Annotated in this window: 18 protein-coding genes; 17 read left to right on the forward strand and 1 reads right to left on the reverse strand. The window is 59.4% G+C overall.

All coding sequences use genetic code 11. The features are described from left to right. The gene (locus H567_RS0111970) at positions 1-1,155 is read right to left on the reverse strand and encodes a thiolase family protein (RefSeq protein WP_028321580.1); all 1,155 of its coding nucleotides are present in this window, start codon (positions 1,153-1,155) and stop codon (positions 1-3) included. A gap of 762 nt (positions 1,156-1,917) precedes the next feature. Between H567_RS0111970 and H567_RS24605 the strand changes: the two genes are divergently transcribed. From H567_RS24605 to H567_RS0112060, 17 genes are all read left to right on the forward strand, one after another. Next, positions 1,918-2,637 carry a cysteine hydrolase family protein gene (locus tag H567_RS24605; protein ID WP_051184777.1) on the forward strand — a complete coding sequence of 240 codons (720 nt, stop codon included), beginning with the start codon at positions 1,918-1,920 and terminating at the stop codon, positions 2,635-2,637. Between the two features lie 289 nt (positions 2,638-2,926). Further along, a complete protein-coding gene (locus tag H567_RS0111980; protein WP_028321581.1) occupies positions 2,927-3,946 on the forward strand; it encodes a PEP/pyruvate-binding domain-containing protein in 1,020 nt (339 codons plus the stop codon). A 66-nt stretch (positions 3,947-4,012) separates the two neighbouring features. Beyond that, positions 4,013-5,692, forward strand: a complete 1,680-nt coding sequence (locus H567_RS0111985) for a PEP-utilizing enzyme (RefSeq protein WP_028321582.1) — start codon at positions 4,013-4,015, stop codon at positions 5,690-5,692. Positions 5,693-5,997: 305 nt separating this feature from the next. Continuing rightward, entirely contained in the window at positions 5,998-6,579 is a 582-nt protein-coding gene (locus tag H567_RS0111990) for a helix-turn-helix domain-containing protein (RefSeq protein WP_161626614.1), read from the forward strand. A 21-nt stretch (positions 6,580-6,600) separates the two neighbouring features. After that, on the forward strand, positions 6,601-7,830 hold the full coding sequence (locus H567_RS0111995; protein WP_028321584.1) for a Tm-1-like ATP-binding domain-containing protein: 1,230 nt from the start codon (positions 6,601-6,603) through the stop codon (positions 7,828-7,830). Between the two features lie 65 nt (positions 7,831-7,895). Next, positions 7,896-9,224, forward strand: a complete 1,329-nt coding sequence (locus tag H567_RS0112000; RefSeq protein WP_028321585.1) for a phenylacetate--CoA ligase family protein — start codon at positions 7,896-7,898, stop codon at positions 9,222-9,224. 159 nt (positions 9,225-9,383) lie between these two features. After that, entirely contained in the window at positions 9,384-10,751 is a 1,368-nt protein-coding gene (locus H567_RS24610) for a hydroxymethylglutaryl-CoA lyase-like TIM-barrel protein (RefSeq protein WP_051184779.1), read from the forward strand. Between the two features lie 540 nt (positions 10,752-11,291). Next, positions 11,292-13,316, forward strand: coding sequence for a hydantoinase/oxoprolinase family protein (locus H567_RS0112010; RefSeq protein WP_028321586.1), 2,025 nt, complete (start codon positions 11,292-11,294; stop codon positions 13,314-13,316). Continuing rightward, positions 13,313-13,660, forward strand: a complete 348-nt coding sequence (locus H567_RS0112015; protein WP_028321587.1) for an acetone carboxylase subunit gamma — start codon at positions 13,313-13,315, stop codon at positions 13,658-13,660. Before H567_RS0112010 ends, H567_RS0112015 begins: the two co-directional genes overlap by 4 nt. Further along, positions 13,657-15,846 (forward strand): hydantoinase/oxoprolinase family protein, encoded by a 2,190-nt coding sequence (locus H567_RS0112020; protein ID WP_028321588.1) that lies wholly within the window; start codon positions 13,657-13,659, stop codon positions 15,844-15,846. The genes H567_RS0112015 and H567_RS0112020 overlap by 4 nt, the downstream gene beginning before the upstream one ends. 15 nt (positions 15,847-15,861) lie before the next feature. Next, positions 15,862-17,916: a hydantoinase B/oxoprolinase family protein gene (locus H567_RS0112025; protein WP_028321589.1), complete on the forward strand. Its 2,055-nt coding sequence runs from the start codon at positions 15,862-15,864 to the stop codon at positions 17,914-17,916. 246 nt (positions 17,917-18,162) lie between these two features. Then, entirely contained in the window at positions 18,163-19,764 is a 1,602-nt protein-coding gene (locus H567_RS0112030) for an AMP-binding protein (protein WP_161626615.1), read from the forward strand. Positions 19,765-19,874: 110 nt separating this feature from the next. Then, the gene (locus H567_RS0112035) at positions 19,875-20,489 is read left to right on the forward strand and encodes a TetR/AcrR family transcriptional regulator (RefSeq protein WP_161626616.1); all 615 of its coding nucleotides are present in this window, start codon (positions 19,875-19,877) and stop codon (positions 20,487-20,489) included. A gap of 23 nt (positions 20,490-20,512) precedes the next feature. Next, on the forward strand, positions 20,513-20,929 hold the full coding sequence (locus tag H567_RS24615) for a Zn-ribbon domain-containing OB-fold protein (RefSeq protein WP_051184780.1): 417 nt from the start codon (positions 20,513-20,515) through the stop codon (positions 20,927-20,929). Then, on the forward strand, positions 20,926-22,074 hold the full coding sequence (locus H567_RS0112045; protein ID WP_028321592.1) for a thiolase family protein: 1,149 nt from the start codon (positions 20,926-20,928) through the stop codon (positions 22,072-22,074). Before H567_RS24615 ends, H567_RS0112045 begins: the two co-directional genes overlap by 4 nt. 26 nt (positions 22,075-22,100) lie before the next feature. After that, entirely contained in the window at positions 22,101-23,105 is a 1,005-nt protein-coding gene (locus H567_RS0112050; protein WP_028321593.1) for a uroporphyrinogen decarboxylase family protein, read from the forward strand. 428 nt (positions 23,106-23,533) lie between these two features. Then, positions 23,534-24,181, forward strand: a complete 648-nt coding sequence (locus H567_RS0112060) for a hypothetical protein (RefSeq protein ID WP_153306162.1) — start codon at positions 23,534-23,536, stop codon at positions 24,179-24,181. Positions 24,182-24,294: the final 113 nt, after the last annotated feature.

Below are 24,294 nucleotides of genomic sequence, written 5' to 3' on the forward strand. Positions count from 1 at the left end.
TCATCCTTTCCTCAAGATCGTGGTGGAATGGGTCTGAAAAACACCGCCGTTGTCGCTGCAAAGGATAAGCTCAGGCGTTTTGGTCCCCGTAGCCGGCCCCAGCTGCCTTTCTCCGCAGCGCCCCATGAGCTGCAGGGCGGCCTCGGTCAACGGTGTGAGGCCCATGAAGTACGCCTCCGATAGAAGCCCGCCGGAGGTGTTGACCGGCAGACTGCCGCCCGGGGCGGTCCGCCCGTTGTCGTACCAGCCTTCCCCCTCGCCGGGGGCGAAAAAACCATAGTCCTGCAGCGTGATCTCCACGGTGTAGGTGAAGCAGTCGTAGATCTGACAGGCATCGATGTCATCCCGGGTCACACCGGCCATGCGGAAGGCCGTCTGCCCGGCCAAGAAGGCGCCCGTCGGGCCGTCCATCGCCGTCGAGGCCTGGATCTCGCGGGAGGGGTTGTGCTGCCCGATCCCCATGATCACGGCGGGGGGATGCCGCAGGTCGCGCGCCCTTTCGAGCGATGTGATCACGCAGGCCCGGCCGCCGTCGTTCACGAGGCAGCAGTCGGCCAGCCGGAAGGGTTCCACCACCCATCGGGACCGTTCGTAGTCCTCCTCGCTCATGCTTTGGCCGTGCATCAGGGCGGCCGGGTTCAAGTTCGCCCACTTCCGCTGGGAGACGGCGATCTTTTTCCAGGTTTCCGGGCCGGTGTGCTGCGTGTGCATGGCGCGCCGGGCGGCCATGGCATAGTCGGCGGCCAGCCCGAAATGTCCAAACACCGCCTTGTCGGTGTAAGGGGGTGGGCTGCCGAACGTTCCCAGGCGGGAGGTGTCCGCGTAGCTCAAAACGACGTACCGGCAAAGACCCGCCTCCAGCATCGCCAGGGCATGCAGGAGGTGGGAGCGCGCGCAGTTGGCCTCCTGGCCGATGGCATTGGGAGAAAGACCGAGATGTTGTGCGACGAGGTAGGCGGATATTTCCTCTTCGCCGGGCCTTGTGGGAAACTGACGGTAGCAGATCAGTCCGTCGATGTCCTTGCGCTCGAGCCCTGCATCCAGGATGGCGTCGGCGCAGGATTCCACGTAAAAGCTGAGCGCCGTCCTGTCGGGGAAGCGTCCCTGGGGCGTGCAGCCGACGCCGACGATGGCATACCGGTCCTTCAGATTCATTGTTCTCACCTCTCGCTCGGGGGATAGAAAGATCTATTTATATCATTTTCACGGCCCGGGATTCAACCACCTGCTCGAGGGCCGGAGGAGGAGACGGAGTGGATTTCACGCGCCCATCATTTCAAAAAGAGAGGGAGAAATGGATGCTCGTTTCGAAATTGGAAACATAAAAACATTTTTAAATATATATATTATCTATTTGATAGTATATTATATTTAGTTTTTCATATTCCGCAAAACGAAAAGCAATGTTTCTTTTTAGTTGACAAAGAGGACACCGTCCGCTAGAGATTGAACCTGAATCAGATTCAAATAACAGCGGATCTGTTTCTTTTTTAATCAATTGATATATAAGCTGATTTATTGAAGTTGAGTTACGTTCATCTTTTTACGTCCCCTGGGATAGCCGGTAAGAATGGGTAGTATGTCAACCAAATGTAAACAGCGCATGTTTCCTGAGATCGAAAACCGGTCTGCTGTTTCCCCCTTTCCCGCGAAGCGGACTTTGGTTGCATGTCATGCCATGTTCCAAGGCTTGATCGATAATAAGACGAATTCGTGTGTTTTCCCTCTATCGGAAAGAGCAGATGAAACCACGGGGCGGGTTTCCAATCCCGAGGTGCGTTGTCTGTCCGGATTGTTGAAACCTGTTCCAGGGATCATGAAAAACGGCAGACCACTTTTGAATCAGTGACCGGGATCGGGGTCGAGTCAGGCCGACAAACGCCCCTTCCGGTTGGAAGCGCACAAGGACTGTATCCCATGATCACCCTGAACGCCGAACCGGAAGCCATTTCATTGGAGCGCGCACGAAGCGCTCTGGTGATCGTGGACATGCAGAACGCGTTTCTGCGCCCCGAAGGATATTTCGGAATGTTAGGGGTCGATCTGGAAGAAGTGCCTTCCGTCATAGATCGGTGTCGAAGGCTTGCAGATGCCTGCAGGAGAAGTTCCATCCAAATCATTTATCTGAAGATGGTATATCCCGGGGAAACGGAACGATCCAAAATAGTCAATACCCCTCTTTTTTACAAATCCAAGACCTTTCGCTTGGCTAAAGACCAACCCGATATATTGAAACGCCTCCCGTTAGAGGGTTCCTGGGGGATCGATATCATAGACGAACTCACGCCCCATTCCGAAGACCTCGTCATAGTGAAGGAAAGACATGACGGATTCGTCGGTACAAATTTTCAGATCCATCTTTCACAAAAGAGGATCAAGTCCCTCATCTTTGCCGGAACTGCTACCAACGTATGCGTCGAATCCACATTGCGACATGCGGCCGCGCTGGACTATTTCGCGACCCTCGTGGCGGATGCGACCAGCCCGCTTGGCAGTCATGAATTGCATGAAGCAACCATTTCGAATGTCAAAGCCAGTTTTGGATGGGTGACCGACACGCAGAGCGTGTTGGCAGCTTTGCAGTACCCTGACCAGAGTCCAACCGGAAGCGATTTTCCGGAAGCAACGCTTTTATAGCAGGAAAACAGGTGTTTCGTAACGCCCGGATCGACGGTTGATCCTCGTTCGGATCGGTGGGGCAAAGAGCTCTTTGCCCCGTGGCCATCCGTCCTCCGTGCCGCGCGAGGTATGTTCCTCTTGTTTCCACGAAAAAGCATTGTACGGTTCCAGGCGTAGGACATTCCGGTCGGCGTGGCGTCAAGGGCGGCGGGACGATGTGAAGGACGGCAGATAAAAGCTGTTCCAGGGGAGACGATACTGTCTCTTGAATCACAAAGATAAACACAACAGGAAGGGGGGCATTTTGATGAAATGGGTAGTCTGGATCGAAAAGCTTGGTCAGGAGCACAAAGAACTCGTTGGGAAGAAATGCGCTCATCTCGGTGAGATGGCGCAGATGGGTCTGAGGGTTCCGTCTGGCTTTGCGCTGAGTGTAAACGCTTATAAAGATTTCATGAGGCTGTCAGGCGCGGGGGAGGAGATCGAAAAGCATCTAGCGGGCATCGATCTGAGGCCGGAGAATCTTGGGGCCTTCAAGGATGTCAGTCGGGTGCTGCGCGGGATCGTGGAGTCGAAAAAGATTCCGGATGAACTCGAGGATTCGATTCTGTCGCACTACAGGGAGCTGAACGAAAGATTGGGCATGAGAGATGTGGCCGTCTCGGTCCGCTCCGCTGGCGCGGTCAGCCACCCCGGACAGTATGAAACCTGCTTGAATGTGAAGGGGGAGACGGATCTGCTCGAAAAAGTGAAAAAGGTCTGGTCGAGCACTTTCAACCTGGTCTCGTTGACGTCCCGCAGCCGACACGGCCTGCCCCTCGAGAGCGATCCGATCGGTGTCGCAGTGCTGAAAATGGTGAGGGCAAAAGCGGCAGGCGTGCTGTTTACCGTCGATCCGAACAGCGGCAATGCGTCCCGGATGATCATCGAGGCGAACTGGGGACTGGGAGAGAGTGTGGTAAGCGGCAATGCACGCCCTGATCTCCTTGTTCTCGACAAGGCCACCCTGAAACCGGTGGAGAAGACGTTGGGAACCAAAGAGAGCTATATCGGCTTCGATGCTCTGGGAACAAAAGAGGTGGAAACACCTGAGAATATGCGCCGTCAGTTCTGTATCAGCGATGAAGAGGCTGCAGAATTGGGCCGTCTCGGAAAGGTGCTCGAAGAACATTTCAATGTTCCACAAGACTGCGAGTGGGCCATCGATCAGGATCTCGTCTTTCCGATGAGCATCCTCCTTCTTCAGACCCGCGCTGAAGTCGTAGCCAAGCAAAAAGACCCTGTCGACAAGGTGCTCGATATGATGCTATCGAGGATGGGGACCTGAGACATGCGCGGAAAAGGGATCCAGTAAATCACATTTTTTTAACGCACTGACCAAAGGGAGGCCTTTATGCTTCATCCTGCTTATGATCTGTCTTTCTACGAATTCGACGATGAGAAAGATCCCCAAAGCTACGGCGTGCTGCTGTGCGATGTCGTGCATGGAAAACCGGCTATGAAGCCTCTTTATATCGGGATCGGCTGGTACTGGTATTATTCCGGATTCAGATACGGCTCGGAAACCCTCTTTCTGCCGACGACGCGTGGATGGGATTCGAGATTTATTCAGGGATACCCCTACATCACCGCCATTCGGACCACTGAGGAGGAGCGGAGGGAGAGGGAACCTTATTTCAGACAGAAGATCAAGCCGTTTCTGCAGGATTTCGATGCGGTCTGGGATGGGTACAAGAAGGAACTGATCGAGCTTTACACAGAGGCCAAAGAATCGAGGGGGCTGAAGGACTGGGGTGATATCAAGAGGCTGACCAACATCGAGCTGCTTTCGTTTTTCCTCGACTTCACCTATACCATCAACCGCAAGGAAGGTGAAATCCACATGATCATGATGATGGCCTCCTATTATATCAACGGCCTCTTTCAGTTGATGTGGAAGGACCTTTTCGGCCGCGACGCCCCCATCGATCCGGATTTCGGCAAGCTCATGTCCGGTTTCGAAAACCAGGATGTCAAGGTGATGCGGGAATTGTGGCGGCTCAGCAGAAAAGCGGTTTCGATGGGACTCGAAGAGGCATTTTCAGGCTCGGACAGGGAGGAGATTCTGCGCCTGTTGAACGAGAACGAAAGAGGGAAAGAGTGGCTGGAAGAATACCACGCGTTCCTTACCCGGCATGGGTGGCGGTGTGAACGGATGCATGCCTATGACACCCCGGCCTGGATCGAAAGGCCTTCGCTGGCCTTGAACCGGGTGAAGATGCTGATGAAGGATGAGGAGTTCACCTTCGACACCGAGCGGGGCCGCATCATATTGGAAAGGGAGCAAACCGAGAAAAGTGTTCTCGAAAAGGTTCCGGCGGAGGTGAAGGATTCCTTTGAGGTGCTGATGAAAGCGGCGCAGAGATCGGGGTATTGGAGCGAAGACCACACCTACTTCTGTGATTTTTATGTCGGGGCGCTCGGGCGGTGGATCGTGACCGAGTTCGGCCGCAGATTCGCCCAGGCCGGATGCATCGACTCGGCCGAAGACATCCATTTCCTGCACCCCGATGAAATCCGCAAGGCTGCCATCCCTATGGGGAAGGTCGACCTGCGGCCTTATGTCCAGAGGCGCAAGGAGGCCTGGGAAGCGAATTCGAAGATCGAGCCGGTTCCTTTTTACGGGGACATCTCCCAGGCGCAGGACGTCCTGAAGAGTGACCCGACACTCTCGGTTTCGACGCAGGTCCCGATCGTACGGGAGGAACTCAAGGCGGATCTTTACGGCGCAGCCGCAGCCCCGGGTGTGTATGAAGGAAGGGCGAGGGTCATCATGAGCGCGGATCAGCTTCCGGAGGTGGAGCCCGGTGAGATCTTGGTGGCCCCCGGGACATCGGCCGCCTGGACCGCTGCCTTCAGCGTGATTAAAGGGTTGGTGACGGACGGAGGAGGTGCGCTGTCCCATCCTGTGATCATGGCGCGGGAATACGGGATCCCCTGCGTGGCCGGATGCGTCGAAGGGAGCCAGAAGATCAGGACCGGCATGACTATCCGGATAGACGGAGATCTGGGCGTCGTCTATATCAAAGCCTAGATTCGTTTCCATCCGGAAAGGGTCCTTTTCGCCCATATCGGCGTCAATCTGCACGTTTGCCGGTGCGGCGAAGCCGGTGGAGAGAAATCCTCAGTTCCGGATCGGAAACGGGGTCGCGCTGGACGATCATTCCCGGGTGGACATTAGATTCGATAGGAAAGGTGTTTTTTCGGGGAGATATCGAAAGAGCGAAGTCAAGCATTTGAATGAACGTGTGCCCAGAAAACCGGCTGACCCTCGGGGGTCGCCGCGAGTGACAAGCAGGCATTGGCGGAGAGTATTGCGCTCTGTGAATGTGCCATGACATGGAAGAGAAGCGTATGCAGGAAGAATGGATTACACAGAATATCAGGAATCTGCGGGAGAAGAAGGGCATGACCCTTCAGGAACTGGCGGATCTTACGGGATTGACCAAGAGTTATCTCTCCAAGATCGAACGGTCGAAGAAGGCTCCGCCTTATTCCACGGTCAACAAGGTCGCCAATGCGCTTGGGGTCGATGTCCGATTCATTTTCGAAGGAAACGGGGAAGAGGACATCGACCCGCGCATTACGTTCACCAGGCGCGGTGCGGGCGAGGTCGTCGAAACCGTAGGCGCCTTCTACGGCTACAAGTATGAAGCCCTGGCCTCGAAAAAGCCGGGCAAGAACATGCTCCCCTATATCATCGAGCCGGCCTTCGAAGAAAAGGGGGTTTTCCAGCACGAAGGGGAAGAGCTCCTCTACGTGCTGGAGGGTCGCCACGAGTTCGTCTATGACGGCAAGAGCACCATGATGGAGGAGGGCGATTGCGTCTATTTCGATGCGGGCGTGCCGCATTACGGGCGCAGCGTCGGGGAGAAGAAGGCGAAGCTCCTGGCGGTGATGTTCAACTACAAGCGATTGTGACCACCCGGAAGGAGGGTTTGGATGGCTAAGAGTATCGTCATGATCGGGACAACCGATACAAAATGGGAGCAGCTCGGCTTCCTGAGGCGGAGGATCGAGGAGATCGGGTTCCGGCCCATCCTGATGGATATCAGCATGGGGAAACGGCCTTCGGTCGACGCGGACATCGGACCGGGCGAGATCGCTGCGCGAGTGGGCAAAGACATCGAGCAGCTGAGAGGGTCCCGGGACAGGGCGGGGGTGACGGATGCCATGACGGCCGGGGCTGTCGAGACCGCGCTGGGCCTGCTCTCGGAGGGGAAGCTGGACGGCATCGTGGCCCTGGGAGGCGCGACGATCGCCCTGGTCGGCGCGCGGGTGATGGCCCGGCTGCCCTTCGGGGTCCCCAAGCTCATAGCCACCCCGGCGGCGATGCCCGCGTACATCAACCGCTGGTTCGAGGCGACGGATCTCGCCGTAATGCAGATCATCCTGGAGGTGTCCGGGATGAGCGATCTGATGAAAAACGCGCTCGCGCAGGTGGCGGGGGCGATCTGCGGCATGGCGGAGCAGTCGATGGACTGCCGCTCCCTCAAGCTGCCCTATCCCTCGGTGGCCATCACGGAACTGGGTTTTTCGGACCAATGCGCCAAGAACGTCGAGAAGCTGCTGACCGAGAGGGGATACCATGTCTTCCCGTTCCACGCCCAGGGGGTCAGCGACCGGGCCATGGACCGTCTCATCGAACAGGGGTTCTTCGACGGTGTCGTCGAAATCGTCCCGGCCGGGCTGGTCGAAGAGAAGTTCAAGGGCAACCGCGCCGCCGGCATGAAGCGGCTGGACGCCGCATTGGAAAGGGGCATCCCCCAGGTCTGGGCGCCCTGCTGCCTCAATCTGACCGGGGCCGGGCCCACCCGGCACAACCGGCCGAAATACGTCGCCGGCGGCCGGGTGTTGGAGATCGATCAGATGCGGGCGATGACGCGCTTCCCGGTCGATGAACTCCTGGTCGGCGCGCGGATGTATGCGGAAAAGATGAACCGGGCGAAAGGCCCCCTCAAACTGGTCATTCCCCTGCGGGGCTGGTCATCGATCGACCAGGAGGGGGGGATCCTCTATGACCCGGCCGAGGACCGGCTGTTCGTGGAGGAGTTGAAGAGGCATCTCAGAGCGGACATCCCGCTCGAAGAGATCGACTGCAACCTCGAGGATATGCCCATGGCCGAGCGAATGGTCGACATCCTCGATGAATTCATAAAAAGGGATCGCTGATAGAGGCGGCCTCAAAATAGAGTGCGCCCGCCTTATTCGCGGGCGAATAGGAAAGGAGACACGTCATGGCGGATCAATGGCCGAGATTGTTCAACGAAAAAATGGAGTCGCTTACCGTCGACAGGATCAATGAACTGCACAACCCGCTGTTTTTGAAACAATTGGAGCATGTCAGCAAACACTCGCCGCTCTATCAGGAGAAATTCAAGGCGGCCGGCCTCGAGGCCGGGGACATCAAGAGCATCGAACAGATCGACCAGCTGCCCTTCACCGTCAAGAGTGAACTGCGCGAGGCGCAGATGCGCAATGCCCCGGTGGGGGCGCACCGCGCGGTGGATATCGTCGATCTGAGCCGGGTGTATTCCTCGAGCGGCACCACGGGGATCCCGACCTACATCGGTTTGACGCAGAGCGACATCGTGAACATCCACGCCGAGGTGATCGCCCGTTTTGCCTGGGGCGGAGGCATCCGGCCGGACAGCATCGTCGTCAACATCCCGACCGCCCCGTTCATTGCCGACACCTTCCGCGAGGGCCTGGAGAAGATGGGGGCGGTCAACTTCCCGACCGGGTTCAACACGGACCGGGTCATCAGCGCCTTCAAATACCAAAGCGCAAACGCCCTGCACTCCACGGTCTCCTTTTGGAGCTACCTGCTGAAAGAGATCGAAAAGGCCGGGCTCGATCCCAAAAAGCTGGGCATCAGGCGCATCATCGGCGGCGCGGAGGGAGGGACCAAAGCGGTCAGGCCCTTGATCGAGGAATCCTTCGGCGCCACCGTCATCGAAGGGATGGGTATGGGGGAGCAGGCCTGCATCGTCTGGGGCGAATGCGTCGAGAACCGCGGGCGCGCCGGGATGCACTACATGGCGCAGGGGATCGTCCACGTCGAACTGATCGACCCGGAGACCGACAAGCCTTTGGAGATCAAGGAAGGCGCCACGGGTGAGCTCGTCTACAGCGGCCTGATCCATCAGGCCATGCCGCTGCTGCGCTACCGGTCGCGGGACCATGTGCGCGTCGTCGGGGTCGACCGGTGCGACTGCGGACGGGGCGGGATGCGGATCGAGGTGCTGGGGCGCTACGATGACATGCTGACCGTGTTGGGGGTCAATGTCTATCCGCTCGCCATCAAGGATGTAGCGACCACCTTCAAACCGCGCCTGAGCGGCCAGATCGAGGTGCAGTTGGAAGAGCCCGGGACTGCGGTGAAGCCTCCCCTGAAGATCAAGGCCGAGCTCGGCGAGGAGCCCGGGGATCTGAAGGAACTGAAGAAGCTCCTGGAAAGGGAACTGCGGGCCAGGCTGATCTTCCAGGCCGAGGTCGAGCTCGTCCAGGAACTGCCGCAATATCAGTACAAAGGGAAACTCATCCGCAAGCTCTACGAGGAGTAGGCGGGAGCGGCCGGGCCAAAACCGCCGCGGACGGGACGGCGCCCCCCTTGCTCCGCACGGGGGGCGTGAACCCCGATTTTGCAGGTGGTTTTGCCGGCGGCTTCGTCCGCGACGGATGCCGCACGCCGCCGAGAGGATTTTCGAGACCTGGAGAATGTTATGAAAAAAATACGATTTGTGGATACGACGCTGCGGGACGGCAATCAGAGTCTGTGGGATGCCACGGGTCTTACGACCGGTATGATCCTGAGCGTGGCCGCGGACATGGACCGGGCCGGCTTCAAGGCGATCGACTTCATCAGCAGCATCCATATGGGGGTTTCCGTCAAGTATCACAAGGAAAACCCGTTCGAGAAGATCCGGCTGGCGGCCAGGGCCATGCCCCGGACCCCCCTCAGCTTCGGCACGACCGGCAGGCGCTTTATCGGATTCGTGCGGTCGCCGGATTCGATCGTGGAACTCGTCCTGAAGACCGTGGCGGCCAATGGGATCCGGCGGGTCTGGCTGATCGACGCTGCGCACGACATCGACGTGATTTCGAAGAACGCCCGGATGGCCAAGCAGGCCGGGATCGAGGAGTTCGTGGTGGCGCTTTCCTATTCCATCAGTCCGGTGCACACCGACGCCTACTATGCCGGGAAGGCCCGGGAGATCGCCGCCTGCAGGGATGTCGACACGGTCTACCTGAAGGATCAGGGAGGGCTGCTGACCCCTGACCGCGTCCGGGAGCTGGTGCCCGTCATCCGCGGGGCGATCGGCGAGAAGCCGCTCGAGATCCACACCCACTGCAGCGCGGGGCTCGGGCCGCAGGTCTACCTGGAGGCGATCCGCCAGGGGATCGACGTGCTGCACACGGCCATCCCGCCCCTTGCCGACGGGACCTCCCAGCCCTCGATCTTCGAGATCGTCGAAGGCGTGAGCGCCCTGGAGTGCGAAACGGATGTAGCGGTGGAGGCCCTGAAACGCGTCTCGGAGCAGCTCTATGCCATAGCGGAGAAAGAGGGGAGGGCGCCCGGGAAACCGGCCGCCTACGATGCAGCCTACTATGAGCATCAGGTCCCCGGCGGCATGGTCTCGACGCTCAGACGGCAGCTGGGCGAGGCGGGGATGGAGCACCGCCTGCCCGAGGTGATCGAGGAGATCAAGCTGGTCCGGAAGGAACTCGGCTACCCGATCATGGTCACCCCGCTCAGCCAGTTCGTGGGCACCCAGGCGGCGATGAACATCATCTCCGGGAAGCGCTACAAGATCGTACCCGATGGGATCATCCAATATGTTCTGGGCTACTTCGGAGAGTCGCCGGCACCGATCGCCCCCGACGTGCTGGACAAGGTTCACAGCCTCGAAAAGACAAAGAAAATGATGAAAGAGCAGTTTCCTCAACCCACCGTTGAAGAGATCCGCAAGGCGAGCGGGATCGGCCCTGACGTATCCGACGAGGAGTTTTTGCTGCGCTACTCCCTCAAGGAGAACGAGGTCGAAGCGATGCTTGCCGCCGGTCCGATCAACCCCGAATACGCCTGTTAGCCTTTCTCCCCCCCAGGCGTAGGTCATGCCTCCCGGGTGGTCCGGGGGGCATGACCGCACCTTTCCCGAATTCCCTGCCTTGACACCGCCGCCGGAAAAAATGTCAAATTGATCGGTCGCTCAATAAATTTCTCTTGACAAAAGACGTTTCCAGCGTCTATAAATTGATCGGTCGCTCAATCATTAATGTGTTTATTCATTACGTAAAACAAGTGGTTTAGGGTGGCGCTCTTTTTTAATCATTAATCCCATTGACCCAATTTCAGTGCGGCTTTTCGAGCGGTCTCTTTCTGCGTAAAAGGGCCTCCGACCCGACCCCGCGCGCCTCGCCGCCGGCGCAAGGCCTGCTCGAACCGCTCGGGCACGGCGGTGGATGTCTTGGAGGGAGGCAGTCGAACGGCTGGCATCGGAAATCATTCGGTATGGGCAACCCTAATCTTTGAAATCCACGGAGGTTTTATGCAGGTTTGAGACCGGCGATGCATCGGAAGATCGTTTGAAAGGGATTTGCAGCGAAAAAACTAAGCGGGGAGGATGGTTATGGGATACACGATCGATATTGACACGGGAGGTACGTTTACGGATGGATTTTTTATGGGGGGCGGCAGAGTCAACACGGTCAAAGTGCCGACGACACCTCATGATCTTACCGTCTGCCTGATGAATAGTATCAGATCAGGAGCCGAGTCCTTCCAGATCGGAGTCGAAGATCTCCTGGCGCAGACGGACGTGATTCGATTTTCATCCACCATCGGCACGAATACCCTGATCGAAAGGAATGGGACCAAGATCGGCTTGCTGGTGAGCCGGGGCCGGGAGGAGGGTCTCGAGGTGGTGAACGAGGAGGATGATTCGCCCCTCGTTTACCCGGAGATGATCCGAAGCCTGAAAGGGGAGGTCGATGAAGAAGGGAACGAGAAGGCGGACCTCGACCGGGAGGAGGTGCTGAGATCGGCCCAGGAACTGCTCGATCAGGGTGCCCGATGCCTCGTTGTCTGTCTGGGGAACTCGGTCTACAACCCCGCTCACGAACGCCGGGTGCGCAGCTGGATCAAGGAGGAATACCCGCGGGATTACCTCGGATCGGTGCCGGTGTTTCTCGCATCCGATGTCAGCCAGCTGCCCGGTGACCAGGAGCGGGTCAACACCGCCGTGTTCAATGCCTACATCCACGCCCGGCTCGTCAAATTCCTCTACAAGGCCGGGGAGGACCTGCGCAAGCGGTTCTACAGCCGCCCCCTGCTGATCGTGCATGCCACGGGCGGCGTTGCCCGGGTGTCCAAGACGAGGGCGATCAACACCTACAACTCCGGGCCCGCCGCGGGCCTCATGGGCGTCGCGGCGCTCGCGCGGCTCTACAACGCCCCGAAGCTCGTCTCCGGCGATATGGGCGGCACCTCCTTCGACATGGGCATCGTGATGAACGGACAGCCCAACTTCACCCTGAAGCCGGATGTGGAGGGCCTTGCCCTCAGCACGCCAATGGTCGCCATCAAGGCCATCGGGGCGGGCGGAGGGTCCATTGCGAGCGTGCGCAAAGGGCGTCTTCAGGTGGGCCCCCAGTCGGCGGGCGCGCTTCCGGGCCCCGCCTGCTTCGGCCTCGGGGGGACGAACGCGACGGTGACCGACGCGGACATCGTCCTGGGATGCATTGATCCGGCCAACTATCTCGGCGGCAAGATGCAGCTCGATGCCCAAAAGGCTTTCGAAGCGATCGAAAACAGGGTGGCCTCCCCAACCGGCAAGAGCGTGCTCGAAGCGGCGTTGGCGATCAGGGACACCGTGGATGCGACCATGGGGGTGCAGTTGAAGGCGACGGCCGATTCAATCCGCCCCGATCTCGATCCGGTCCTCGTCATCTACGGCGGCGCGGGTTCGGCCCATTGCTGCGGCCTCGCCAGGCACGCGGGCATCCGGAAGATCATCGCGCCACGGTATGCCTCCGTCTTCTCGGCGTGTTCGCTCTCCAGCATGGACATCTGGCACATCTACTCGCGGCGCCTCGGGCACTGGATCAAAGAGAACGGGAGGATGAGCACGGGGAGTGAAATCAGCCGGGTCCTCGAGGAGATGCACGCCGGCGCGGCACGCGACATGCGGGGAGAGGGGTTCGACGAATCGGACGTGCGCTACAGCGTGGAGTTCTTCTTGAGTTCCGGGGATGACACGCCCGAGGGCCGGATCCGGATCAGGGGGCTCGACTGGGAGGCCGGAATGGCGGAGACCCTCCAAAAACAGGCGCCCAGGTTCTCGGAGGCCGAAAGCGTTTTTTCGCCTGTCGTTTTTCTCCACGCCACCGCGGCGATCCCCCACTACGAGATCACGGAGCAGCAGCCGGGCGCGCGGGATCCTTCTCCGGCCCGCATGGGCACGCGAGAGGTCTGTTGGAGCGAGGATGGGTTCGTCGAGACGCCCATCTACGAGAGGGGCAAACTGACGCCCGGAAATGTGGTCGAAGGGCCGGCGATCGTCGAGGCCGTCGATACGACCTACGTGGTGAGGGAGGGTTGGACCTACACGGTGGATGCCTACTGCAACGGGATTTTCGAGGAGGCGACAGCATGAAGATCAGAATAACCGACGCGCTTGATATCGATCTCGAAAAGGAGATGTGGTGCTGCAACCGGTGCAACCGGGAGTTGGTCAGTGCCCGGGACAACTACAAGAAGGGCTGCCTGGTGCGGGAAAGAACACCCGAGGAGATCCACGAGCCTCTGGCGAAGGACGCCGCGTACACCTACGCCCCCGACCCCGAGTGGTGTCGAATCATAGAATTCTATTGTCCACAATGCGGCCTGATGGTCGAGAACCAGTATCTCCCGCCCGGCCATCCGATCACCCACGACATAGAACTGGATATCGATGCGCTGAAGGAGAGACACGGCATAGCGACAGGAGGGGGAAGATGAGCTACACAGTCGAGGTGGATATCGGCGGAACCTTCACCGATTTTTTTGCGGAACAGGATGGCGGTCGTTTTGCGATCACAAAGTCGCCGACCACCCACTACGATCTTTCTGTCGGCTTCATGAGGGGCCTGCGGGAACTGGCAAAGGATTTCAACCTGCCCTTGAAGAAATTCATGAACGGCTGCGAATCGATCCGCTATTGCACGACCCTGGGGACCAACGCCCTGATCGAACGGACCGGGCCGAAACTCGGGCTGATCACGACGGCCGGGTTCGAGGACACCATTGCCATCGGGCGCGGCCGATCCTGGGCGGACGGATTGTTCGGTCATGAAACGAAGAACCTGGCCCGCATTCAGAAGCCGGAGCCCCTGATTTCACGGGATATGATCGTGGGCCTGCGCGAGCGGATCGACTCCTTCGGGAACGTGATCATGCCGTTGAAGAGGGACGACGTGCTCGAGAATTTGCAGCGCCTGATGGAAAACGGCGCGATGGGCTATGTCGTTAGCCTCATGTGGTCCTGTTACAACCCGATCCATGAGACGATGGTGAAGCAGATCATCGAAGAGGAATACCCGGAAGACTACCTCGGTTCGATGCCGGTCTTTCTCTCCCACACGATTTCCCCCAAGATGGGCGAGTACACCCGCTTCACGACGACGATCGTCAACGCCTACATCCACAGCGTCATGGGCGAGGAGTTGACGAGGCTCATCTGGGAGCTCAAGGACAACGGGTACAGTCAACCCCTGGCGCTCGTCCAGAACGTCGGGGGCATGAAGAAGGTGACCCGGACGCGTGCGATCCTCACCTACAACGCCGGCCCTGTGGCTGGTCTGCACGGCAGCCGGTACATCGGTGGGATGTACGGCATGGACAACCTCATCTTCACGGACATGGGGGGGACATCCTACGACATCGGGGTCGTGTCGGACGGCCAGATCAAGACCTACGATTTCATTCCCGTCATCGACCGCTGGCGCACGAACATCCCGGCGATCGAGGTCAAGTCGATCGGTGCGGGGGGAGGCTCCATCGCCTGGATCAACACCCTCTTCGGCGACAGGCTGGAGGTCGGCCCCCAGTCCGCCGGTTCGATGCCCGGTCCCGCCTGCTATGATCAGGGCGGCTCCGAGCCGACGGTGACCGATGCGGACCTCGTCCTCGGCTACCTCAACCCCGACAATTACCTGGGCGGAAAGATGCAGCTCAAGAAAGAACTGGCCGAAAAGGCGATCGGTGAAAAGATCGCCGACCCGCTCGGGATCGACGTGGTGGAGGCGGCGGCGAGGATCCGGCGCATCATCGACGCTAAGATGGGGCAGGAGGTCTTCAACGAGGTCGTCCTCAAAGGCTACGACCCGCGGGAGTTCGTGCTGCTGGCCTGCGGCGGGGCGGGCCCTTGCCATGCCCTCGACATCGCACCCTATCTCGAGATCAAGAAGGTCATCATGTCGCCGTTTTCCCCGGTTTTCGGGGCCTTCGGGGCGTCCACGGTCGATGTCATGCAGGTCTTCGACCGGACGCGGACGATCAAGCTCTTTCAATACGCGACCCAGTCCTACACGGAGGACTACGAGGCCTTCAACGGCGTCGTGCGGGAGCTGAAGGATCTGGCGCTTCGGGATTTGAAAATGGAGGGTTCATCGGAGGCGGAGATCCAGTTCGTGCTCGAATTGGAGATGCGCTACGGGATGCAGTACAACTACACCAAGCTGGAATCGCCCCACCTCGAGATCGGCTCCCTCCAGGATGTGAAGGACATCTGCGACGCCTTCGGGGAGACCTACGCCAGGACCTATTCGCCGGAGGCCGCCTTTCCGCAGGGCGGCATCCAGGTGGAGAATTTTTTCCTGAAGGCGAGCGTCTCCACCCGCCATCTCGAGCTGAGCCCTGCGGAGGGCGCCGGCAGGAAGACCCCCGGAGCCGCACGCAAGGAGACTCGCCCCGTCTATTTCGTCGACCTGGGGCGGTTCGTCGAAACGGGGATCTATGTCTTCGAGGAGCTCATGCCCGGGGACGTGATTCCCGGCCCCGCGGTGATCGAGGCCAGGGAGACGACGGGGGTCATCAATCCGGGTTGGCGATTCACCCTGGACCCCTATGGACAGGGGCTGTTGGAGCCGGCGGGAGACCGCCCGGGCGAGGTTGTCGCCGAAGATCCGGCCCGCAAGCTTTCTTGACGATCGGAAGGAGGGATGATGAAAGTGAACACCTACGGCAGAGACTATGAGGTCGTGCAGCGGCTGCGGCCGGAGCCGATCACGCCTGATGAAGCCCGGGCCATGGAGAAGCTGGACCCGGTCGAGCTCGAGATTTTCAGCCACAAGGTCAACATGATCGCCCTCGAGGGGAAGGAGACCACCCAGAAGCTGGGCGCGAGCGCCGGCATGCGCTGGGGGGATGTGGCCTTCGGGATCTACACCGCGCAGGGGGATCTGGCGGTCTGCGCAACCGGCATCTTTTTCCACGCCGCCCTCGGGCAGATCCCGATCAAGTACATCGTGAAGCACTGGCTCAATGAGCCATCGGTGCAGGTCAAGGAGGGCGATTCCTTCTTCTTCAACGACCCGTTTTACTGCGGTGTCCACGGCGGAGACATGGGCGTCGCCGTGCCCATCTTCTACCAGGGCAGGCTCGTCTGCTTCACCGGGGCGGTCGTCCACACGGGGGAGAACGGCTCCACAGAACCCGGAGGCTCCCCGACCACGTCGCGTTCACGTTATGACGAAGGCTTCCTCGTCCCGCCGCTGAAGATCGGCGAGAACTACACCCTGCGGGAAGACCTGTTGAACATGTTCGCCAACGCAGGCAGGGACCCGCGCACGTTCATCCTGGACCTCAAGGCGCGGCTGGCCGCCTGCCGGATCGCGCAGCGCCGGATCCTGGATGTCCTCGAGAAAAAGGGCGTGGATCTCTTTATCGGCGGTCTCCGAAAGATTCTGGCGGACACGGCGGAGGCGGCCAGGAAGAAGGTGGCCGAACTCCCCGACGGCATGTTTCGCCACCAAGTCTTCATGGACTGTGCGGGGGAGGATTCGAGCCTCATCAAACTGAACCTCGAGCTGGAAAAGCGGGGCGAGACCATGAGGCTGAACCTCAGGGACAGCTCCCCGACGATCCCCGACAAGCCCCTGAACACCTACTTTCAGGGGGTGATCGGTCTGGCGATGGTCTATCTGTGCGGGTGGTTCCTGCACAACCTGCCGGCGAACAACGCGCTGCTCGACATCCTGGAGTGGGAGTTCCCGGAGAACAGCCTGGTGAACGCCTCGGGTGAGACGCCCACCGGCGTGGCGCCGTTCATCCAGACGGCGTTTTCCCAGTCGTTTTTCCACGTCGGCGCGAAGCTCATTTACAGCCAGGACCGCCTGCACGCCGTCGCCCCGTGGTACACGGGCTTCGGCTTTGCGCTCTATGGCGGCTTCAACCAGTGGGGCGAGCCCATGGCCGACATCTCCGCCGAGATGAACGGGACCGGCTGCGGTGCGCGCCCGGATATGGACGGCGTGGACGTGGCCGGGTCCTTTTTCGCGACGATGAGCGACTGCAGCGATGTGGAGACGACCGAGGCGGACAGGCCGTTCGTCTACCTCTTCCGAAACTTCTTTCAGAACCACGGCATGGGCAGATACCGGGGCGGAAACGGCCTGGGATACGGCCTCGTCGTGCACAAGGTCCCGCTCGTGTTCATGGGCTCCCTCGGCTTCGGATCGAAATTCCCCTCCTGCACCGGCCTGTTCGGCGGCTATGCCGCCGCGACCCCGGCGGTGCACTCCATCCGGAAGCCGGGACTGGATCGGCTGTGGGCCGAAAGCAGCCCGGCCATCCCTTCGAGCCTTCTGGAACTCGAGAAGGGGCAGAGCCTTGGAGGCCTCCACGAGATGCACCAGGTCGTCACCTCCTTCAGACCCTATGAAGAGGGCGATGTTTTCCTGATTGCGGCGGGCGGCGGGGCCGGCTACGGCGATGTGCTCGAAAGGAATCCCGAAGCGGTCGCGGCGGATGTCAAGGCGGGCATTACGACCGCCTGGCAGGCGAAGAACGTCTACAAGGTCGTTTACGACGAGACGACCTTCCGCGTCGATCAGGCCGCGACAAGCGCGCTTCGCGAGAAGGCGCTGGCCGAGAGGCTGCAGCTGGGGCAGGACTACGAGACGTTTGAGAAGGAATGGCTGACGAGGCGGCCGCCAGCCGGGATCTTGAAGTACTATGGCCATTACCCCAATCCCTCGCAGGCGGCTGCGGCTTAGCGCCGCATGGACCTCCGTTCGGGCGGGGGGCACGAGGCAAGCGTTTGCGCCGGCAAACGGGCTTCGGTGTCTCCATCCGATCGAACGGGGGGCGAGGCGGGCGTTTGACTTCCCAACCGGACCTGAGAATCTGCTTCCGTTAGGGGGGAAGCAAAAAGAGCGTTGATGCTTCCGGGCCGATCTGAAGGTTGCCCTGCGATCGGGCGGGGAGCGAGAGAATTTGAAGAAAGGACGTGGAGGATTGGTATGTCTGATTCAGCAAATATGGCACGGGAGCGGGTACAGCACGCGCTCCTCGAGAGGCAGGCAGCGAAGTACGGAGATCGGACGTTCCTTTATTTCAACGAGAAGGAATACAGTTTCAACGATTTGAACCGGATGGCGAACCGCGCCGCTTCGGGGTTCCAGAAGGCGGGGATCGAGAAGGGAGACAAGGTCGCAATCATCATGGACAACTCGCCCGAGTTCCTGTTCGTCTGGTTCGGGCTCTCCAAGCTGGGTGCGATCGAGGTGCCGCTGAACACCGCGCACAAGGGCGACATTCTGACTTATATGGCGGACCAGTCCGACAGCCACATGATCGTCATGAATGCCCGTTACCTCGATCGGGTGCTGCCCATCCTCGGTGATCTGCCGAAGGTGGAGACGCTGGTCCTCCTGGGCGGAGAGGCTGATCGCCCCCCGGCAGGCGGGAAAAGGATCGTCGACTGGGCTTCGCTCGTAGACAACGATGGGCTCTACGAACCGGCGGACGTCGTCTGGTCGGACCCGCAGATCATCATGTACACCTCGGGGACCACGGGTCCGTCCAAAGGATCGCTTCTCCCGCAGAACTATGGCATCTACATGGCCGAATGCATCTGCGACGTCACCAGCTACACGGAAGAGGACTGCCTTTACAATGCCTTGCCGCTCTTTCACGGCAATGCCCAGGTCCTGTCCACCCTGCCGGCCATGCTGAGCGGGGCGCGCATGGTTTTGTGCGAACGGTTTTCAGCCTCCCGGTTCTGGGACGATATCGGGCGGTACCGCTGCACCGAGTTCAACTACATCGGCGGCATTCTGCCCATCCTGTACAAGGCGGATCCCAGGCCGGACGATGCGGACAACCCGCTGCGGATCATGGTCGGCGGCGGGGCGCCTATGGATCTCTTCGATGCCTTCGAAAAACGCTTCGGGGTGACCCTGCTCGAGGGGTACGGCATGAGCGAGATCGGCATCCCCCTTCAGAATACGATCGGCAGGCGCAAACCCGGGACGTGCGGCAGGTGCCGCTCCGACTACACCGTCAAGGTCGTGGACGACGATCAGAGCGAGGTGGGCCCCAACACCCCCGGCGAGGTGCTGCTGCGTCCGCTCAAGCCCTACTGCATCTTCCTCGAGTATTACAACATGCCCGAGAAGACGGTGGAGGCGTGGCGGGATCTCTGGTTTCACACGGGTGACTACCTCTACTGCGATGAAGACGGATATTTCCATTTCGTGGACCGCAAAAAGGACGCCTTGAGAAGAAGGGGAGAGAACATCTCTTCCTATGAGGTCGAAAAGGTGATCAATTCCCACCCCTCCGTCCTCGAATCCGCTGCCGTGGCGGTCAAGTCGGACCTGGGCGAGGACGAGGTCATGATCGTGATCACCTTGAAGCCGGGGAAAGCGCTTTCTCCCGAGGAGCTGATGGCCTATTGCCAGGAGCGGATGGCGTACTTCATGGTCCCACGCTACGTGCGCTTCATGGCGGCGATGCCGAAGACCCCGACGCAGCGCGTTCAGAAGAATCTGCTGCGGGATCAGGGGGTGACGTCGGATACCTGGGACAGGGAGAAGGCCGGGTACAAAGTCAAACGGTGAAGGGCTTCAGGGAGGAGCAGCCGCGCAGCGGCGAAATGGATCGGCCAAAAGGGCGGAGGGATCTTCGAGAATGGTGTGCAGGCGGTTTTGAAAGAATCGGAGGGGAACGGATGACCACAAAAGGACGGGCCCGCAAAGGAGGGGATGCGATGCCGGCCAACACCCAGGATCTATTGCTCAAGGCGGCCGCAGACCTCTTCTACAAGAAGGGCTACTCCGGCACATCGATTCGCGAGATCGGACTCAAGGCAGGCGTCAGCAACTCCTTGCTGTATCATTATTTCAAGAACAAGGAAGAAATCCTGTTTCAGATCATCTCGATTGCATCTCAGGAATTGCTTTCCAGTCTGAGAGGCATCGAAGCCCGCGTCGATGATCCTGCGGAGCGGCTGCGTGAGATGCTTTTGCACCACATGATCACCCATGGGCTGCGAAACAAGAAGACGACGAAGATCGTCGTGGAAGAGAATTACTGGCTGAAAGGAAAAAGAAAGGCGATTGTCGACGAGTATCAGCGCGAGATCCGCGCTGTCTACATGAAGACCCTCAGGGAGATGATCGCGCAGAATCAGATGGAGGACATCAACCTCACCGTGCTCGGTTTCAGCATCTTCGGCATGATCAACTGGTTTTTCCGCTGGTACAAAGAGAGCGGTGAACTCAAGCCAGAGGAGATCGGGGATACGATTGTGAAGTTCATATTCAACGGCATCAGCAAGAAATAGCGGCATGAATCCTGGAGGTTCGCATGCGTGACACAGTGAAACCGGTTCTGGAAGGCGTCCTGGAAAAGGGCCCGCCGGCGCGGCTCCTGGGCGGATATTGCCCTCGCTGCGAGCGGAAGTTTTTCCCCGAGCCCTTCGTCTGCCCGACGTGCCAGGGGGCTGTAGAAAGGGTCCCGCTCTCGGACAAGGGCACCCTGTACTCCTTTGCGCTGGTGCGGACCAAGGCCCCCTTCGGGCTGCCTCAGCCATATGCCGTAGGCTATGTCGACCTGCAGGCCGACGGCTTGCGCATCATCAGTCTCCTCGACCCGGAAAGGCTCGAGGATCTGGCGATCGGGATGCCCATGGGATTGCGGGTGGCCCCGTTGGGCCTGGGGGCCGACCATGAGCCGTGCCTGCGCTACTATTTTACGCCTGAAGCATCCAAGGAGAAGGCATGAGAGAGGTCGATATCATCGGCGTCGGGATGACGCGTTTCGGTAAACACCTGGAAACGTCGTTCATGGATCTGGCCACCCTGCCGATACTGGAGGCGATGAAAGACGGCGGCATCCGGCCCGCGGAGATCGAAGCGGGTTTCTGCTCGTATGCGCTTGCCGGGGATCTGCACGGGGTGATCACCGGCGGGCAGACGATCTTCTGGCAGGCGGGGATCAGCCGCATCCCCATCATCAATGTCGAGAACGCGTGCTGCTCCGGTTCATCGGCCCTCTATCTGGCCTGGACGGGTGTGGCCTCGGGGCTTTACGACGTCGCCCTCGTGGTCGGCGCGGAAAAGATGGTCGTCCCGAATTTCGGGCTGCTCGGGGGCGGGGACACCGAACTGGATATCCTGGAGGGGCTTGTCACGCCGGCCAGCTTCGCCATGAGGGCCCAGCGCCACATGTTGCAGTATGGAACGACGGCCGAGCAGTTGGCGCAGGTAGCAGTGAAGAATCGCCTCCACGCGGGGCTCAACCCTCTCTCGCAGTTCAGGGAGCCGATAACGGTGGAAGACGTTCTCAACGCACCGATGATAGCCGACCCCCTGACGCGGCTCAGCTGCTGCCCCAATGCCGACGGGGCTGCGGCGGTCATCCTGTGCGCCGGCACCAGGGCGAAGCACTATCGTTCCGATCCGATCCGCCTTGCGGCCTCTGTTTTGAGGACCGGCAGTTATCAAAACCCGCTCGACCTCGTGCCGTGGGAGACGGATTACCGCACGTGCAAGGCCGCCTACGAGCAGGCGGGTCTCGGGCCCGAGGACCTGGACGGGGCCGAGTGCCACGACGCCTTCACGATCGCCGAGATTATGCATTACGAAGCGATGGGGCTCTGCCCCGCTGGCGAAGGGGGGCGTCTGGTGGAATCCGGCGCCACACGCCTCGGTGGACGCATCCCGGTCAACACCTCGGGCGGGCTTCTCAGCAAGGGCCATCCGGTCGGGGCGACGGGGGTGGCCCAGGTGGTCGAAGGGGTGCGGCAGTTGAGGGGCGAGGCCGGGGAGCGCCAGATACCGGATGCAAAGGTCTTTCTCGCCCAGTGCATGGGGGGCGACAAGGACGCGGATGCGAGGACCTGTACGGTCAATGTCCTTACACGGTGATCGGATGAAGGAAGGAGGTCGAGGAAATGGGGAAGAAGAAATCGCCGAAGCGGTTGTGGAAAGACCTCTTCGACCACAAGGCATTGCAGCGTCCGCTTTTCATTCCTCTGGTCTACAGCTATGCCTCCCGCATCGGCAGGATGCCGTTCCAGGAGATGCTCTCGGACAGCACCCGTTTCGCCAAGGCCCTCATGTCGGCTCAGGAGCTCTTCGGCTACGATGCGGTGCTGAGCCACTACGATCCCTATCTCGAACTGGAACTCCTGGGGCGCTCCTTCGAGTGGGTGCCGAAGGGCGTCAAGGAGATGGTCCTGTCGTCGGGCGGGAAGAGCGCCGTCACGGACAGGGAGATCATCGTGGCGGAGGTTCCCCCGGTTAACCTGATCTTCGATGCTGCTGCAGAGATGCGCGAGGTGATCGGCCAGGACATCCCGGTCATCGGGGTGGTGAACAGCCCCGTGACGCTGCTGCGTGCGATCCTGAGGGATCGTTTCAGCCTCAAAGAGGCGGATTTCCCCGAAGCGAAGGTCTTCCTCAATGACATTCAGGGGATTGTCCTCGATCTCGTGAAGGCTTACTGCAACCTGAGGGTCGATGCGATCTGGCTGATCGAGGAGGATTGGGAAGGAATTGAAGCTTCCGAGGTAGAGCGGATCAAGCCCATTTACCAGACCTTCTGGAACGTGCTGGATTACTTCGATGTCCGGTCGATCATGGCGTTTCATCGGTATGACATCGCGGAGCTCGAGACGTATTTTTCGATCGGAGCGGATGCGGTGTTCTTCGCCGGTGCGCAAGCCTACGATATCGAATTGGAAAAACTTTCCGTTCTGATGGAGCGCAATGAAATATGCGCGGGGGTTGCCTGCCCGTTCCCGGATTCGGCGGATCGATCCGCACTTTTCGATTCGATCCTGTCGCAGGTGATGGATGCAGGGAGCGGTTTTTTCCTGTCCACGCCCCTCGAGGTGGCTCTCGACACCCCAATCGAATCGCTCACCGAAATGGTCGAACGGATCACCGAACCTTGATCGGCTGGTTCGCGCGGACCGCAACGGGCGTGCCATCCACGAGGTGCCGCCGGATTTGCCAGATGGCAGCCGCGGACTGCCGCACTCTGGGCCATGAGGCGTGCATACGCCCCTCGCGATGGGTTCTCGATCCAATACCTGGTTTCCAGCCGGAAACGATCTTTTTTGCTCATCTCCGCGCTGATCTGCATGTTTGCATGTGCGGTGGCCTGCAGCTCGCCTCCGCGGAAGCGCTTGATTTCCTTGTTATGGGCAGGCCGGGACCTGCCCCGCAGGGAGTGAAGAAACTGGGACCCTCCGCGAAGCGGTGGGACTGAGCACCCGCAGGGTGTGAAGAAACCGGCCTCATTTGCGGAATGGGAAGTTCGGTTGCAGCCTGGAAACCATTTCCGGGTGGAAACGAAGTGGGAGACACGGGAGGTGGAGATATGTCCATTCTATATTGTGAGACATGGGATGTGTTGCCTGGTAAAGGGACTGACTACGGCCGGTTCATATCGGATGTGTATATACCGACGATGACGTCTATGGGGCTGGTTTCTGTCGGCGGCTATTATGTGGAGGTCGGGTTCGGCCCGCGGATCATAGGTGTAAACTCGACTGAAACGCTGCAGGAAATGGTGGCGATTATAGGGAACCGCCGGTTTCATGCCCTCAACAACGAGCTGAGATCGCTCGTTATCAACTACAGGCGATACGTTCTATATCCAACAGGCAATGTGAAACGGGAGAAATACACGATTCAGAAAGGTGTCTGGAAATTCAACCAATACTATGACATCAGACCGGGAAAAAGGGAGTTTTATAATGATTTCGTGATCCACGAGCACCTGCCTGTGATGCAGACCATCGATTACATGGAAGTGACCGGGGGATGGAACGTCCTGTTCGGCGGAACGAGCCAGATCATCGCCGAGTTTACGGTGAAAGACCCTGAAAATATAGGAAAACTACTCAAGAATGAGGCTTTCAGGGATGTATCCATGAAACTGAAGAACGAATTTGTAGACAACTACCACACCAGGATTCTTCGGTGCACCGAGCGATTCGACGACATGAAATGGGTGAGGCTTTGAAGCGCCCAGATTGACAAATACTTTCGTGATTTTTCCGCTCAAGTGTTCCTCCCGGGATGTTGCTTATCTTTCTTGATTCTCTTTTTTGATAGGAGAAAGTGCTCCACATATGA

It is taken from the genome of Desulfatiglans anilini DSM 4660 (assembly GCF_000422285.1).
Lineage (GTDB): Bacteria > Desulfobacterota > DSM-4660 > Desulfatiglandales > Desulfatiglandaceae > Desulfatiglans > Desulfatiglans anilini.